The 15465-nt window shown below is 42.3% G+C and carries 18 protein-coding genes; 4 read left to right on the top strand and 14 right to left on the bottom strand.

Annotation, left to right across the window (positions count from 1 at the left end; translation table 11 throughout):
* Window positions 1-79: 79 nt before the first annotated feature.
* The gene (gene rlmD / locus MOJ78_RS02360) at window positions 80-1471 is read right to left on the bottom strand and encodes a 23S rRNA (uracil(1939)-C(5))-methyltransferase RlmD (RefSeq protein ID WP_304979625.1); all 1392 of its coding nucleotides are present in this window, start codon (window positions 1469-1471) and stop codon (window positions 80-82) included.
* 183 nt (window positions 1472-1654) lie between these two features.
* Between rlmD and MOJ78_RS02355 the strand changes: the two genes are divergently transcribed.
* Window positions 1655-1858, top strand: a complete 204-nt coding sequence (locus tag MOJ78_RS02355) for a hypothetical protein (protein WP_304979624.1) — start codon at window positions 1655-1657, stop codon at window positions 1856-1858.
* Window positions 1859-2113: 255 nt separating this feature from the next.
* Here MOJ78_RS02355 and MOJ78_RS02350 read toward each other — a convergent pair whose 3' ends face one another.
* From MOJ78_RS02350 to MOJ78_RS02330, 5 genes are all read right to left on the bottom strand, one after another.
* A complete protein-coding gene (locus MOJ78_RS02350; protein ID WP_370529756.1) occupies window positions 2114-3379 on the bottom strand; it encodes a glutamate-5-semialdehyde dehydrogenase in 1266 nt (421 codons plus the stop codon).
* A 24-nt stretch (window positions 3380-3403) separates the two neighbouring features.
* Window positions 3404-4474 (bottom strand): glutamate 5-kinase, encoded by a 1071-nt coding sequence (gene proB, locus MOJ78_RS02345; protein ID WP_370529800.1) that lies wholly within the window; start codon window positions 4472-4474, stop codon window positions 3404-3406.
* Window positions 4475-4601: 127 nt separating this feature from the next.
* The gene (proC, locus tag MOJ78_RS02340) at window positions 4602-5444 is read right to left on the bottom strand and encodes a pyrroline-5-carboxylate reductase (RefSeq protein ID WP_304979622.1); all 843 of its coding nucleotides are present in this window, start codon (window positions 5442-5444) and stop codon (window positions 4602-4604) included.
* Between the two features lie 483 nt (window positions 5445-5927).
* The gene (locus tag MOJ78_RS02335) at window positions 5928-6425 is read right to left on the bottom strand and encodes a S4 domain-containing protein (RefSeq protein WP_304979621.1); all 498 of its coding nucleotides are present in this window, start codon (window positions 6423-6425) and stop codon (window positions 5928-5930) included.
* A gap of 333 nt (window positions 6426-6758) precedes the next feature.
* On the bottom strand, window positions 6759-7229 hold the full coding sequence (locus MOJ78_RS02330) for a hypothetical protein (RefSeq protein WP_304979620.1): 471 nt from the start codon (window positions 7227-7229) through the stop codon (window positions 6759-6761).
* 203 nt (window positions 7230-7432) lie between these two features.
* Between MOJ78_RS02330 and MOJ78_RS02325 the strand changes: the two genes are divergently transcribed.
* Window positions 7433-8059 carry a CGNR zinc finger domain-containing protein gene (locus MOJ78_RS02325; protein WP_304979619.1) on the top strand — a complete coding sequence of 209 codons (627 nt, stop codon included), beginning with the start codon at window positions 7433-7435 and terminating at the stop codon, window positions 8057-8059.
* Window positions 8060-8119: 60 nt separating this feature from the next.
* On the opposite strand, the gene MOJ78_RS02320 is transcribed toward MOJ78_RS02325, so the two are convergent.
* The 8 genes from MOJ78_RS02320 to MOJ78_RS02285 form a co-directional block, all read right to left on the bottom strand.
* Window positions 8120-8536: a VOC family protein gene (locus MOJ78_RS02320; protein WP_304979618.1), complete on the bottom strand. Its 417-nt coding sequence runs from the start codon at window positions 8534-8536 to the stop codon at window positions 8120-8122.
* Window positions 8537-8553: 17 nt separating this feature from the next.
* Window positions 8554-8925, bottom strand: a complete 372-nt coding sequence (locus tag MOJ78_RS02315; protein ID WP_304979617.1) for a VOC family protein — start codon at window positions 8923-8925, stop codon at window positions 8554-8556.
* 239 nt (window positions 8926-9164) lie between these two features.
* Window positions 9165-9791 carry a flavodoxin family protein gene (locus MOJ78_RS02310; RefSeq protein ID WP_304979616.1) on the bottom strand — a complete coding sequence of 209 codons (627 nt, stop codon included), beginning with the start codon at window positions 9789-9791 and terminating at the stop codon, window positions 9165-9167.
* Between the two features lie 87 nt (window positions 9792-9878).
* Complete coding sequence (locus tag MOJ78_RS02305) at window positions 9879-11162, bottom strand: DUF4179 domain-containing protein (RefSeq protein ID WP_304979615.1); 1284 nt, start codon at window positions 11160-11162, stop codon at window positions 9879-9881.
* Window positions 11155-11676, bottom strand: a complete 522-nt coding sequence (locus MOJ78_RS02300; RefSeq protein ID WP_304979614.1) for an RNA polymerase sigma factor — start codon at window positions 11674-11676, stop codon at window positions 11155-11157. The genes MOJ78_RS02305 and MOJ78_RS02300 overlap by 8 nt, the downstream gene beginning before the upstream one ends.
* A 112-nt stretch (window positions 11677-11788) precedes the next feature.
* On the bottom strand, window positions 11789-12319 hold the full coding sequence (locus MOJ78_RS02295; protein ID WP_304979613.1) for a hypothetical protein: 531 nt from the start codon (window positions 12317-12319) through the stop codon (window positions 11789-11791).
* 60 nt (window positions 12320-12379) lie between these two features.
* Window positions 12380-12985: an FMN-binding negative transcriptional regulator gene (locus MOJ78_RS02290; RefSeq protein WP_304979612.1), complete on the bottom strand. Its 606-nt coding sequence runs from the start codon at window positions 12983-12985 to the stop codon at window positions 12380-12382.
* Window positions 12986-13030: 45 nt separating this feature from the next.
* Window positions 13031-13534, bottom strand: a complete 504-nt coding sequence (locus tag MOJ78_RS02285; protein ID WP_304979611.1) for an NUDIX hydrolase — start codon at window positions 13532-13534, stop codon at window positions 13031-13033.
* Between the two features lie 358 nt (window positions 13535-13892).
* Here MOJ78_RS02285 and MOJ78_RS02280 point away from each other — a divergent pair, with 358 nt between their 5' ends.
* Both MOJ78_RS02280 and MOJ78_RS02275 read left to right on the top strand, forming a co-directional pair.
* The gene (locus tag MOJ78_RS02280) at window positions 13893-14867 is read left to right on the top strand and encodes a tripartite tricarboxylate transporter substrate binding protein (protein WP_304979610.1); all 975 of its coding nucleotides are present in this window, start codon (window positions 13893-13895) and stop codon (window positions 14865-14867) included.
* A 121-nt stretch (window positions 14868-14988) separates the two neighbouring features.
* A complete protein-coding gene (locus MOJ78_RS02275) occupies window positions 14989-15453 on the top strand; it encodes a tripartite tricarboxylate transporter TctB family protein (RefSeq protein ID WP_304979609.1) in 465 nt (154 codons plus the stop codon).
* Window positions 15454-15465: the final 12 nt, after the last annotated feature.

The following is a 15465-nucleotide window of genomic DNA, read 5'->3' as shown; positions in this document are numbered from 1 at the left end:
ATTGAAGTAAAATGACAGCAGTATCAAAATCACTGTCGTTTTTTGCTCCATAAATAAAATAACAAGCAGCAAGATTCCCCTATTCGGGACTTGCTGCTTCTTTTAAAACTAATTGCGAAACGCACTCGACGTGCGTCGTATGCGGGAACATGTCGACGGGTTGGATTTTTTCGGTTTTGTAGCCGCCCTGTTCGAGGATGGCGAGGTCTCGGGCTAGGGTTGCTGGATTGCAGGATACGTAGACGACCCGGTTCGGTTTCATGTCCAGGATCGTATTGAGCAGGGTTTCATCGCAGCCTTTTCGTGGTGGGTCTACGACGATGGTGTCTGCTTTAATCCCTTTTTCATTCCAGGCTGGGATGATTGTTTCCGCTTCCCCTACCTCAAATTCTACGTTTGTCATTCCGTTCAGTTCTGCATTTCGCTTTGCATCTTCTATCGCTTCTGGAACAATCTCAACCCCGTATACTTTGTTTGCTTTTTGGGCTAAGAACAGTGAAATGGTACCGATTCCGCAGTATGCATCGATCACCGTTTCATTTCCTTCAAGCTGTGCATATTCCAGCGCTTTATCATAGAGCACTTTCGTTTGTGCTGGGTTGACTTGATAAAAGGAACGAGCCGAAATAGCAAATTGAATGTCGCCGATTGAGTCGTAGATATACTCTTCTCCCCAGAGGACGCGGGTTTGATCTCCAAAAATGACGTTCGTTTTTTTAGGGTTGATGTTTTGTACGATTGAACGGACATCTGGAATTTGGTCGACGATATCGGCGATGATGTTCTTCTTGTTTGGTAGTTCTTTTCCTTTTGTGACGAGAACGACCATGATTTGTTTCGTGTTTTGTCCGTATTTGGCAACGACATGCCGGAGTGTTCCTTTATGGGTACGCTCATCATAAGCGCGAATCCCGTACTTGTTTGCAATCTCTTTTACCGTTTGAACGACAAGATCGTTTGCTTCCTGCTGGATCAAGCATTCCTTCATATCAATGATTCGATGGCTTCCTTTTTGATAGAAGCCTGTGACCAGTCCGCCTTCTTCCTCACCGACCGGGACTTGTGCTTTATTGCGGTAGCGCCACGGGTCGTCCATTCCGAGGACAGGGTGCACCGTCACATCCTCAAGTTTTCCAATCCGTTCCATGACGTCCTGGACTTGCTTTCGTTTGTAATCGAGTTGCCCTTTATAAGTCAGGTGCTGAAGCTGGCATCCACCACATTGGTTAAAAATCGGGCACGGTGGTGTTGTCCGATGCTCGCTTTCTTTCGTCACCTCTAGAAGCTTTCCGAATCCGAAGCCTTTTTTCGTTTTGATCACTTTCACTTTCGCTTCTTCGCCGGGAAGTCCTCTTGGTACAAAAAGCGTATAGCCATCGACTTTGGCTACCCCTGCACCGTCATGGGATAAGTCTTCAAATGTCACGGTGATGATCTCGTTCTTTTGAACTGGTAACGCTCGTTTTGACATATATGTTTCCTTCTTCCGCTCTCTAAAATTCTTATCTGATTGTAGCACAAGGAATGGCTGATAAACAAAAGGATTCTCTATAAGTACTTTTACAGCCCTATATCAGTATCAGTTTATCTCATCAAAAGTCAGGGAATAGGAATAATCAAGTGATAGACATTCGAAAAATAAGGAGGAAAAACGATGGATCGCAATGCAAGAGGTCCGAAGATAAAGAATAACTCCGAAAAATTTAAAAAGGATAGGAAAAGGCAAAAGGATGTTGACGAGCAGGCAATGCCGACTGATGATCTCCCACTTGAGGATATAAAAGAGGAAATAAGAGAAGAAAAGGAAAAGCATGACTCAAAAGATAACTCTTCTACTGAACGTAAACATAAGCCCTAAATCTGAACTCGGGGTACCATCATAAATCTTGTATAAATAGTCGCTATTTGTTATTTGCTAGATTAAATAATCGTCATCGTTCTTCCTATTGCAAAACCATCGATGAAAATCAGTCATAATTTCACAGCATCGTTCCGACAAAACGCGGTTGTATCGATGACTATAGTCCGCTTTCATTTTTCGGCATCCAATTAAGGTGAAATTAACAAAAACGCTTGGGTAGACTCAGCTATCCAAGCGCTTTTGTTTATTATTTTATCGAATCTGGCCGTTTCCGTTCATTTTGTATTTGACTGTAGTGAGTGCGGGTAAGCCCATTGGTCCGCGTGCGTGTAATTTCTGTGTTGAAATTCCGATTTCTGCACCGAATCCGAGTGCGCTGCCGTCTGTGAAACGAGTTGACGCATTGTGATATAACGCAGCCGCATCAACGAGCTTCATGAACATGTCCGCTGTCTCGTTGTTTTCTGTGATGATCGCTTCTGAATGTTTTGTCCCGTATTGTTCAATGTGGTCAACAGCTTCCATTACATCGTTTACGGTCTTGACGGCGATATCCGTGCTTAAATATTCATTAGCCCAGTCTTCATCATTCGCTGGTACTGCGCCTGGGATGAGTCTTACAGCCTTTTCATCACCGTGAACCTTGATCCCATTTTCTTTGAACGCTTGGATCAATGCGTGTTGATTAGCTTTTAGCCATTCTGTATGAACGATAGCCGTTTCGACTGCATTACATACAGCTGGGCGATCTGTTTTTGCGTTAACGAGTATATCGAGTGCTTTTTTCACATCCGCCTCTTTATCGATATATATGTGGCAATTGCCGACTCCGGTTTCCAATACGGGCACTGTCGCGTTGTTTACGACTGCCTGGATCAACGAGCCGCCTCCACGTGGAATCAATACGTCGATGTGCTCTTTCATCGTGAAGAGTTGTTGCGTCGCTTCACGGTCAGTACTTGCGATGAATTGAACCGCTTCTTTCGGGATCTTCGTTTCTTCCAGCCCGCGGTGCATCACTTCAACGATTGCTTTGTTGGAATTGATGGCAGAAGACCCACCTTTTAAAACGATCGCATTACCGGATTTAAGTGCTAACCCTGTTGCATCCACCGTTACGTTCGGACGTGCCTCATAAATCATCCCGATGACACCGAGTGGAACGGTCACTTTTTGCACGTTCAATCCGTTTTCAAGTGTCCAGTCTGAGTCGATGATTCCTGTAGGATCGTCAAGTTCAGCCACTTCGCGAAGTCCTTGTGCAAATTCGAAAACTCGTTCCTTAGAAAGGGATAAGCGATCCATATATGCGTCATCATAGCCTTTTTCGCGGCCTTTTTCCAAGTCTTTTTCATTCGAGGTTAAAATCGTTTCATAGTTGGATTCTAACGTGTTTGCGAGTATCAGAAGTGCTTCGTTCTTTTCTTCTGTCGTTAAAAGGGATAAAGATTTTGCTGCTTTCTTTGCTTTTATCGCTTGTTCCTTTACATTTACTTTTTCCATCATTACTGTTGTCATCCAAGACCTCCTATAGATTTTCGTTTACACGCCTACGGGTACAGCTGCATCCAAGTGGCAGACGAAATGTTTGCTTTCGACCGCTGCTTTTTCGTAGTTTTTCATATCAATGTCGGTTTGGTTGATTAACTGTTCAAATGCGTCTGAGGAATAATTGACGACTCCTAGGCCGATTTTTTCCCCGGATAAATCTAAAATTCGTACGACTGCACCTTTTTCAAAGCGCCCTTTTACACTGTGGACATTCGAAGGATCCAGACTCTCTTCGCTATCAAGGATCGATTCCTTTGCGCTATGGTCAATCGTGACTTCTCCTTCAGGACCGGAATTGAAGGCGATCCACTGTTTCTTTTGATTGAGGTTTTCCGTGTCTTCCTGCAGTTCAAAATACGTGCCTGTTGCATTGTGATAAACGGCATCGTAGACAATGTTCGGGGTGCTTGCTTTTCCTAAAAAGGAAGTGATTCCAGAAGCCATCGCAATTTTGAACGCGTCGATCTTCGACTTCATACCGCCTGTTCCGACGGAGCTTCCCGGATCACCTGCCGCTGCTTCGATCTCAGGCGTAATTTCATTGACCTCATCAAGAAGCTTTGCATTCGCGTCCTTTCGTGGGTCTGCATCATACAGCCCATCAATATCAGAAAGGATGATCAATTGGTCGGCATCGACAAGACCCGCTACTTTCGCAGATAGTGTATCGTTGTCACCGAAGTTTTCGAAATCCATCGTAATCGTGTCATTCTCATTGACGATCGGAATAATACCGCGTTCTAGCAACACATTGATCGTACTTCTTGAGTTGTTGTACCGGTTCTCATCGGAAAAATCGCTGCGTGTGATCAGGATTTGCGATGCGACATAGCCATGGGAGATGAACAGGTCTGAGTATGTTTCAATGAGCAGACCTTGCCCGATGGATGCTGCCGCTTGCTTTTCTGGTAATTCTTCCGGACGGGAAAGACATCCTAGCTTACGATATCCTGCTGCTACTGCTCCAGAGGATACGAGCAACACTTCATGGCCATCGTCCTTAATTTTCACGACTTCATCAACGAGTTTTTCGAGCTTTCTCCGGCTTACTTCACCGTTCATGCTCGTTAATGAGCTGCTTCCTATTTTAATGACGATTCGTTTCTTATCTGTACTTAGTGTCACTTCATCACTCCTAATTGCTTTTTATCTAGTTCATTAGCTGTATCGATTGCTTCATTTTGAAGGTTTATTTTGAAAGGACTGGTTTCTTTTCTAGTTCTTCACTGATTTCTTTTGAGCGAGAGGCTGCGCCATTGATCGCTGCAGCAATCGCTTCTCCACCACCATTTTCGTCTAATGCTTGTAGGCCAGCCGCTGTCGTTCCATTCGGCGAGGTCACATTTTCTCTTAGTTCTGTCGGTGTTTCCTCTTGTTCGAGGATCATTTTGGCAGCACCCAGAATCGTTTGTGCGCCAATGCTCCTTGCTGTTTCACGATCCAATCCGCCTTGCTTTCCTGTTTCTTCAATATGTTCCATTAGGTTATAAAAGTAAGCTGGACCGCTTCCGGCAATTCCAGTGAAAATGTCCATTTTATCTTCTTCGATAATGTATGCTTCTCCGATGCACTTCATTAATTCTTTTGCGACAAGCACTTGGTCCATTGTCACATGTTTACCTGGTGAGATGGCTGTTGCCGATTCTCTCAACATACTTGATGTGTTCGGCATTACGCGGATCGCCTGCTGCTGATCGTTCAACATTTCTTCCATATAAGTAGTAGAGATTCCAGCTAACACGGAAATGAGCAGCTGATTCGGCTCGATTCGCTCTTTTATATCCTCTAAAACAGATTCGATGTCTTTCGGCTTCATCGCCAGAATAAATACATCGATTGCTGAATAATCCAATTGATCTTTCGTTACTGCTTGAATGTCATATTTCGCTTTCAATTCGTTTAAACGTTCGTGGTTGCTACGGTTTGTCACAACGATTTGACTAGGATCCAATTTTTCCGATTCAACAATCCCAGAAATCATTGCTTCAGCCATATTTCCTGCACCTAGAAAGGCGATACGTTTTTTTAACAAATAAATACACTCCTGTAGGTCCGTCTCTGTTTTCAACGTTTTCCATCGTAACATTCTCAAATATTACTTCAAGGGTTTTCAGGTAAGTCGGGTGCATATGGGCGAGATAGTTAGTGGAAACGGTTACATTTCCAAATAGGTGTGTCTCATACTCTCTGAACCTCTCTAAGACTCTCTCAACCATTAATTTGGAAGTTGGAAAAGCGGTGAATTCCAGAAGTCTGATTGTTCTGAGAATTATAGAGAGTGTTGAGGTAGGAATTCTTTATAAAACGGTACGTCGGAGGTGGGCAAATGCTTTAGTACGTCGAAGTTTTAAGCCTGAACGCTGGACTTTCGCACCTATGCGCTGAATTTTGGCACCTAAACGCTGAACTTTGATGCCTAAACGCTGAACTTCCATTCATTATCGCCGAACCTTACCTGCAAAACCCCCATTCACGTCAAAAGCTCCTAGCGATTGATTGCTAAGAGCTCTTTGTTTTATAAAAGTATCGTGATTTTATCAGATTTTTTTAATTTAGTTGCTGGTTTTGTTGTACGGTCGTTGACGAGGATCTTTCCTTCCATGATCCGTCCTGCGATTTCTGTCCGACTCCACTCCCCTGTATGTTCTGAAAGAATTTTATCGAGGCGAAATTTTCCTTTGACCTCTTCAAGGGTAATTTGAATTTGTTCTGCACCCTCTCCCAAATATTTTCGGATAGGTAGTTTTGTATGTTCGTTAGTCTCCGTATTTCGTTCTTCTATGACTCTTGCATGGCCCGAATACGATCGGTAACTCTCTAGCTTCTTATTCCACGTATGGTTTTTTTCACATTTATAAATTGCAAAACGGTATATATTCTTTCCGTTCGCATTATGTCTGCGGATCCTTGTATCTGTAAAAAGGACTGTTTTTCCGCAATTGCTGCAATGGCGTAGTTCTGTTGTCTCTGTATTCGACTCATTTAAATTCCAGGTTAATTGTTCGATCTGCATTTTCCTTCACCTCTATTTTGGGATAAAGGAACATAACAGACTATTTGGAGGCCTTGCAGTATGGAGTTTTTTTCAATTTGAACATAAAAAAGAGGTCCCCCTTGTTATAGGAACCTCTGCATACTACAGATTATTGTTACGTTCCTTTGCAATGGTAAATGGGCATACTACTCCCGTTCAGCTGTTTAATCATTTAAAAACAGCCTCGATGGAGTAACTATCCAATTTCTCGTCCATTACAAAGTAAATGTTGGCATAAAGGGTACCTGAAACCTTTCTTCCAAATAGATTTCTTTTAGTTTAACCTGAATTGGAACATTTTTCAATCAATTTTCAAAGTGATCCATTAATGTGCTTTACCATTTGTTTGATTGCCCCGAGATGGTACGCAGAATGCGCTATAGAGCCAAGTGCTTCCTCCAATATCTCTCCATCATCATTATTTAGCGTATCAATTTTTTCTAACAGCGTGTTGTACTCATGCTGGAGTTCACCTTGATACTTTTCCCAAGTTGATTCATCGACTGAGGTGATTTTCCAGCTTTCACTCCAATCAAATTTCGGCTGTTCACCTGTTCGAATAATTGTATTCATTCCCCAAAGGTAATACCTGGTATGGTCTGTGTGAGCAGCTACCGTCGTTCCTTGGACTGGAATTGAAGCCTTATCCGCTGATAGCGTTGCCAACGTACCAAAAATACCACTATTCGGCTTTGACTCCACATACCAGCTCCCGTTTTCGGCTGGTCCTTCAAACGTTTCCTTTAACAATTCTTTAATCGATTGCACTAATGAATTGCTCATCCCGATTCCTCCCAAAGGTTTTTATTATTGGTAAAATTTAACCATCTAAAATCGTTTTGATGGTTATATCGTAATGCAGTTGAATCTAACTGTCAATATGTTTTATGATGGTTATATTAAGAATAACCAGCCAAACTAAGAGAGCGTTGTACTGGAACGATTATCATTTATTTTTTCAGTGCAGGATCGAAGGGGTCATTTAAATGTCAGAAACGAATAAAGACAGAGATATACACACACATGCCTTGATCGGGGAACGATTATGTTTGGATTTTGCCAATACAGTCAGCTGGCACGATAGCGAGGATTCTAGAGAATGGCTAACGAGTTATGAGCAATTAGTAGGCTGGTGTCTACATGCGGATATTTTAACGGAGCAGCAAGCTCTTTCACTTCTTCAACAGGCTGAAGGCAATCCTGCTGAGGCAACTAAAATACTTGAGAAAGCATTGGAGTTCCGCGAAGCGATTTACCGTATATTCAGCTCTATTTCAAACGATGAAACACCGGGCAAAACGGACCTTTCCATCTTAAATGGAGTGTTGGTTGACGTTTACCGCTCCATTCAAATTATACCTGGGGAAGACAAATTTTCATTGCAATTCCGTAAGCCCGACGACTCTTTAGCAGGGATGCTATCACCAATTGTCCAATCGGCGATCGATATTCTCGTTTCTGAAAAAGATCTGAAGAGAGTGAAGAAATGTGAGGGGGATCCGTGTGGATGGCTGTTTTTGGATACAAGTAGAAACCGCAGCCGCCGATGGTGTTCAATGGCAGACTGCGGCAACCGTGCAAAAGCCCGTCGCTTTTATCAGAACAAAAAATAATTTTTCGACAAGATTTCCGACAAGTGCCAGGCACTTGTCGAATGGCTTATTCAATAATGACTATTTCACTGAATATTTTTCTTTAAATACAGGGCTTAATTCACTCCATACATCGAATGAATTTCCGTCCGGATCATAAAAGATGAAATTGTTCCCCGGATGTCCACGGTCTTCAATCTCGCCAACCCTAACCCCTTTTTCTTTAAAGGTTTTGTGGACTTTTTTTAACTGGTCGAAGCCGTCCACTTCAAATGTCATCATGAAACGTTCATTTCCGTGAATGTCGAGAAATACTGCCCGTTCACCCTCTCTCGCTTTTACGAGAAAAAAGCTTTGATTCGCAAATTCAAGGATCGCTTTATCCTCATCCCGATAGTTCTCGACAGCGCCAAGCTTTTCTTGATACCACTTAGAAGCTTCCTCTGTATCTCTCACTGGCAAATATGTAGTCCCTACACGTTGTAGCTTTGTATCCATTTTCATCCTCCATAATGCTAGAAAGTTACGGCTTCCATCGTATTTCCGTCCGGATCGGAAAACTCGAAAAAGCGCATGCCCTCTGCGCTATGTATTTGACCTACCTCAATACCTTTATCCGCCAAGTAAGAATGGAATCCTTCGACATCCTCTGTGTAAAAATTGAATGGGATGTGACTTCTTTCAGGCATTCTCTCTACTTTATGAAGCGTCAAAGCAGTTTTCAGATCGCTTTCACTTTCATTGTCATTAAACCGAAATCCTACATAAATGCCATCACTGCTGCGAAAAACGACCCTGAATGGGAACATCTCCAAATACCACTTTTCAGACCGTTCAATATCTGTCACCGGTACAAAAACTGCATCGATTCGTTTGACTCCTTTCATGACTTCACCTCCTTACAACCTATAACGATGCTACATACGGAAAAGTTACGGTACGATTTTAAAAAATTTAAAGGAATTTCTCGTACTGAATTTCTTCCTGATGAAAGGATTTCTAGAACGCATTCATACTTTCCTCCTATGTGATAACTTTAGGAAGCGTTTCCGGCATCGGATCAATCTGCTTCTAAACCTTCATAAAAAGAACTCCCAGCGGTTGATCGCTAAGAGTTCTTGCTCCTTTATTCCATCGTATTCCCTTCTGCTGGAATCGGATGTTCATTCAGAAGTCTGGCGATGTGCACCAGGTTGTAGCTCATCTTCTCGATGTTTTTCTGGGTGAAGTCATGCTGATCACCACCTGCTTCAATATACGATTCACCTGGACCTGCATCTCCAACCCAGTAAGGATCCACGTTCGGAGGCACGGTAAAGCCAATATGAGAGAGCGCATAAAGAATCGACTTGGCTGCATTTTTGGCTCCGTCTTCATTTCCAGTGATGACGACACCGCCGACCTTGTTGTAGTAAAGCGATTGACCTTTTTCGTTTGTGAAGCTGCTGCTACCGTAAAGTCGCTCGATAGCAAGGGCGGTAATACTGCTCTTCTCCCCGAGCCAAAGCGGTGTCCCGATGATCAGGATATCAGCCGCTTTCACTTTTTTAAAAATGTACGGCCAGTCATCGCCTTCTCCAGCATCATCTGTAATCCCATATCGGATATTATAGTCAGCCAGTCGAACGATCTCGTAGCTTACCCCTTCTTTTTCGAAAATGGTAAGTGATTTGTCAGTAAGAGCTTGGGTGTTGGACGTTTCATCACTCGGCTTCAACGAACAATTCAGAACTAGTGCGTGTATTTTAGACATGGCTCTCCTCCTTTTCATTCGTATAGGGATAATACCCGTGAAAGGAGGAGGTTAATCGTATTCGACAAGTGACAGACACTTGTCGAATTATCGTACCGGGATTTGGATCGTTTCATTCACATCTTCTAACGTTACGTATTTGGTTATGTGTAATTCCGCTTCTTTACCAAGCGGCTCGTCGAATGTTAAGATGAGTTGTTTTTCAAGTCCGGATTCGGTTTTTTCGTACGATCCGACCAGCACTGTTTCAAGTCCAGCTGTCATCCGACCATCATCCAGTTCCGCCTTCAACACCGTGAATGGCTCAGGAGTATTCAAGATGACGATTGTCTTGTTTTCCTCGACCGTTACGTTTTCCACTGAAAGCGGAATGCCTTCCATCTTAATGGACTTTTTCTCTTGCAGATGGATGGCATGGTCCGTTGATTGTTCAGAAATGGCTCGTTTCATCGTCAATTTCAAATCATTGATATCATGTGACAAACCGTCATATTCGAGCTCAAATGTGTATCTATTCAAGCTTGACGATAATCCGCTTCCCTGCGGCGGTACGGTCTCACCGTCCACCAATAACTCCACCTCATACTGTTCCGGAAAGCTCGATTCGTTCCATGCTTCCTTCTGCTTTACATCGACGGTACCTTTGACCACCGTCTGGGTAGGAGTTGCAATGATGGTTTCGAACGTATAATCCGCTACATCGGTTTTGATCGTTTGATCAATGTCCTGCTCATACTTATACGCCAATGCTCTTGACCGGTCCAGCTCGAAGGAGATTTTTTCTCGTTGCTCCAGCTGGTTCCCATAAGTAATATAAAAATCCAAGTTCTTCACAAATGGGTTCGGTGCTTTAAACGACTCCACATTACTTATCTTTGTATTGGACTCATTCGTTTTTCCAATCCCGCTGTGAGGCTGCACATCACCAAAAAAACTTTGAAGGGACGTTCTGTAGTTGGACCATTTTGTCTCGGTATCCTCGCTTTTATCCACTATCGTATAAAACACGATTAGCTGATTGGCATCGAGCATGACGCCATCCAATGTTACGACAGCTCCGTTTGGAAGGGTAACGCTTTTATCGATGACCTGCCCTTTCCCTTGATCATTCAATTCAGCAAGCGTTCCGTTGAGCACACTATCGAATCCGAGAATCTTCTTTCCATAAAAAGCCATCGTTTCGAATTGATATGTGAAAAAGAACAAGAACAAAATCGATGCAGCAATCAAGCTAGACGACTTCCATCGTTTTGGTTTTTTCGGAGGTAGAGCTTCAAGTCTATTCCTGAGCCTCTGTTCGAGTTGATCCGGCGCTTTCATTTGTTTCAGCTCTTTTCCGTGATCGGACATTTCGTTCTCGAGTTTACTCATTGTACTCACCTCCAAGATAGTACTTCAGCTTTTTCAGTCCATGAAAGATTCTCGATTTCACCGTTCCGACAGGGACCTTTGTCAGGCGAGCGATCGTTTCATAATCATAATCAAGCCAATAACGCATCTTGATGACCTCCCGCTGGTCAAGGCTTAATCGTTCCAGCTGACTTTGGACATCGAGTTTGTGGACCACCATTGGACCTTCGGATTGGACCGATGGCAGCTCGAGTTCCTCAAAGTTAAAAGTAGATTTCTTTTTCCGTAATTGATCCCGGCAGCAATTCACGAGAATCGTTTTACTCCAGCTGTAAAAGGATTCCGGTTTTTTTAACCGTTCGATTTTTTCATATAAAATGACGATCATATCCTCGAGTGCATCCATCGCATCCTCCGGGTGTCTCAAGTATGAATAAGCCAAGCGATAATAATGGTCTTTTTCGGGCAAAACAAGCTGCAATAAAGCTTCCTTATCCCCTTGCTGTGCCTCACGCACAAGCTTCTCAACATCCAATTGCCTGCCCCCTTTCTATATGTTAGAGCGTTTACGTATCGAAAAAGTTCAATTTATTTTAAAAATAATGAAAGGACCTCCAAAAGGAAGTCCCGCTGCACGCAACGACCGTTCACTCTCTCTTACTATTATAGTAGATTGAAAGTAGCCAATTGTCTTCGCTATCTTTTCTATGTATCATAATATCAATCTTTGAATTGGAAGGAAGTTCAACGGTGAATCCTTTTTCTTCATTTCGTTCAAGAAAGCTATAATTGTCGATCCCCGCTCTTTTTTCGAGCCTTTCTAATTCCTCCATATAAAAGGAGATGAATTCTTTATCCTCTACGTATGTGATGTAGTAGGGTGAACAACCATCCTCTTTTCCAAGCAGCACCGTTCTGTTTGGTAATGGAATAGAAATGCCTTTTAGTTCTTGTTGATGTTCAAATTTAAAGACTTTACTGGAAAACAAATAACTTTTAACATATCGATTGAAATCTACGTTCCAAAAATAGAATTGGACGATCATGACCATCGGAAGCGAAATAGCCAAAAACTTCCGAAACAGCTTTCTATATTTAATTTGGATTACCACACCAACCACAATCAGGACAATGACTAATATGATGGTATAGGGAATATATAATAGGTTACCCGCCATAATGTCCCCTCTCTAATCACCTTCAGGGTGGACGAAGAATTCCGCTCTATATATTTATTTTTAAAGATTTTTCCTCATCAGCTGTGCAACCTGCTTAGCCTCATCACTAGTAGACTTTTCAAGCTGCTGGATTACGAGTTCTTGTCTTTCTATTGGGTGGTTTTGACTTAATTTCTTCTTACCTTCAAGTTTATCAATCTTTATTTTTAGACCGACAATACCTTGGCTCAAGCCTTTTATATAAGCAGGATCTACTTCGCTTAGATTGTACGAGCTATCCGGCTTTTCATATTTATTGACCATGTCCTTCAAGGAATCCATTAGTTCTTGTTCATCATTTACAATCGCAACCCGCCCGTACACATGGACCGATACATAATTCCAAGTCGGCACTGCTTTGTTGGTTTCATACCAAGAAGGGGAGATATAGCTGTGCGGACCTTGAAAAATCGCAAGAACATCTTGTCCCTCTATATCCTTCCATTGGGTATTGGGTCTTGCTACATGACAGTATAAGACTCCTAAATCCCGATCAAGCGTCAAAGGCAGGTGTGTCGCATAAGGAAGGCCTTGGTGCTGAGATACCAGCGTTGCAAAGCCGTTCTGTTCAATCACGTCGTAGATCCCTTCTTGATCATCCATTTCAAAGTGCTTTGGAATGTACATATGAGTCCTCCTCGTTACTGATTTAAACCATAAAACGTATGTATTTTAAATATACCGTCTCAACACGACCTGCAGGAGTGCGTAACAGAGTTCAGAGTCGTGGATTTTGTTGTCTTTTACGAGTTGGAGGCAGTCTTCAGCGTTGATTCGCAAGACTTTGATTGATGATTCATGGACTTCGAGCTGCTGATTGATGTTCTCTCCGACTTCTTCTGTATAAAAAACGTGTGTGATTTCATTGCTCCTCCATGAGGCCGCGTGTAGATTCCCTAAGTAATGTAAGGATCCGCATATATAGCCGGTTTCCTCTAAAAACTCGCGTCTTGCTGCATCTTCCAAGTCTTCACCTTTCTCAACCCCACCACCAGGCAACTGAATCACATTGGAATCTACCGGCTTACGGAATTGCTCGATCAGGATCAATTCGTCTCCGTCCTTCGCAAGCACGATGACACTCGAATTTTCTTCCAATGTAAAAAAAGTTCGTCCGTGTTTATCCTGAAAAACCTTTGTTCCTTCTTGATCGTGTAATACATTGACTTGTTTCATTTTATCCTCCAAGCATATCCTTTTGTAATTATAGCTTTGTATATTGTTGTTGTTATTTTACTAAAAGATTACAACCTTGTTTTAATCCTTTCTGTTTTATATGCCTTTCTACATTAATTATTTCGTATTAGCTTTTTTGGAGTAACTGTCCTCTTCCACTTTAACACAGTGTCGTATAACTGGGGAAAATTTACAATGAATTATGAAAAATCAGAAAAGTTTAAAATATGCATAGACTTATCAGAAAATTATTTATATACTTAATCTTAACAAAAGGTAGTCTAAGTGAAAAAAATATTTCCAAATGTAACCTTTTCGGGAAGATTACCTACTAATGTTATGAATAGGGGGAGTAATTATGAAACAACTGAAGAAGAAAATGTTGCTGGTGTTTGTGTTGCTTTTATCAGCAATTACGGCTTTATCCGGGTGTTCATCCTCAGGTGCGGGTGGTTACCCAGAAAAAACGATTAAAATCATTGTCCCATGGGGGGCAGGTGGGGATACAGATGTCATTAACCGAATCGCCGCAAAGTACCTAGAGGAAGAATTAGGTGGAAAAATCACCATTCAAAACATCGGTGGAGGTAGTGGATCTATCGGCGCCCAGGAAGCAATAGGGGCTGAACCAGACGGATACACTCTACTGGCAGGTCACGATTCTATCGGAATTTCTAAATTAATGGGTCAAACCGACTTTGACTATTTTGCCCTTGAACCCGTCTCACTCCTCACATCTGCACCCCAATTGATTGCCACACATGTGGACAACCCTTGGGATAGCATGCAGGATGTGGTCGATCAATTGAAGCAGGAACCAGAATCAATCAGCTTTGGTGCATCAATCGGTTCAACGTCACACATGGTGCCTTTAGGTATTCAGGATGCAGCAGGCGTGAAATTCAATATTGTCGGCTATGATGGAACCGCAAAGCGAACCCAAGCACTATTAGGAAAGCATCTTGACTTTGGTGCGACCACCATTCCAGCGGCACAGGAATATATGAAAGCCAACCAGCTTAAGATTCTCGGGATTGCGACTGAGAAAAGAACTGCAGCACTACCAGATGTTCCAACCTTGAAAGAGCAAGGGATTGATTTTACAAACGCGACTAATCGAGGAATTTTCGCACCAAAAGGCACTCCTGAAGAAATCATCAAAACCTTAAGTGATGCGATTAAGAAGGTAGCTGAAAATCCTGAATTCATAAAGGAAATGGAAAACATGGGAGTAGAGCTCAGATATATGGATCACGAGAAGTATTCGAAGCATCTTCAAGGTGATGTCGACTATCTCGGTGGTTTGTTAAAGCGTCAAGGAGTAATCGATTAATCCGACGAACATACTCAAACGTAAACTTGGATAAGCCACAGTCCTAAAGGATGAACTAAAGGCTCTTGTACTTATCCGAAATTTTTTTAACGGGAAATAAAAACGAAAAGGGGGGCTGCGTATGACGAAGGATCGTATTGCAGGAGTAGTTCTACTCATATTTTGCATATTCTTTTATTTCCAAACGAAACTCATTGATATCAAGGACCTTACTGAAATCTCAGCAGCATTTTTCCCTCGCCTTCTTTTAGGGTTGATTGCTGGATTGACCGTCGTAATGATCATTCAATCATTTTTGAAAAAGGAAAGGAAAACCGCTTCGGAAAAGGAGAAAAACGAAAAAGAGGGTATTGTCTGGATCATCTTTGCCCTCTTTGCTCTCTATATCCTAAGCTTGGCGCTGTTGGGATTCATTATCTCTTCCTTTATTTTTATTACGATTGTCTATCTGATCATTTTACCTGTTAAGAGGCCAGTTAAAAGTCATGTGATCGCATTATCGAGTATACTCGTGATCACCATTGCTCTTTCATTTATTTTTGAGAATCTTTTAAACGTCTTTTTACCAACAGGAATCTTTTTCTAAAGGGGGGGTAAC

Source organism: Alkalihalobacillus sp. AL-G (assembly GCF_030643805.1).
In the GTDB taxonomy this organism is placed as follows: domain Bacteria; phylum Bacillota; class Bacilli; order Bacillales; family Fictibacillaceae; genus Pseudalkalibacillus.
The sequence above is the reverse complement of the archived record's forward strand: the minus strand, read 5'-3'. Positions and strand labels throughout refer to the sequence as shown.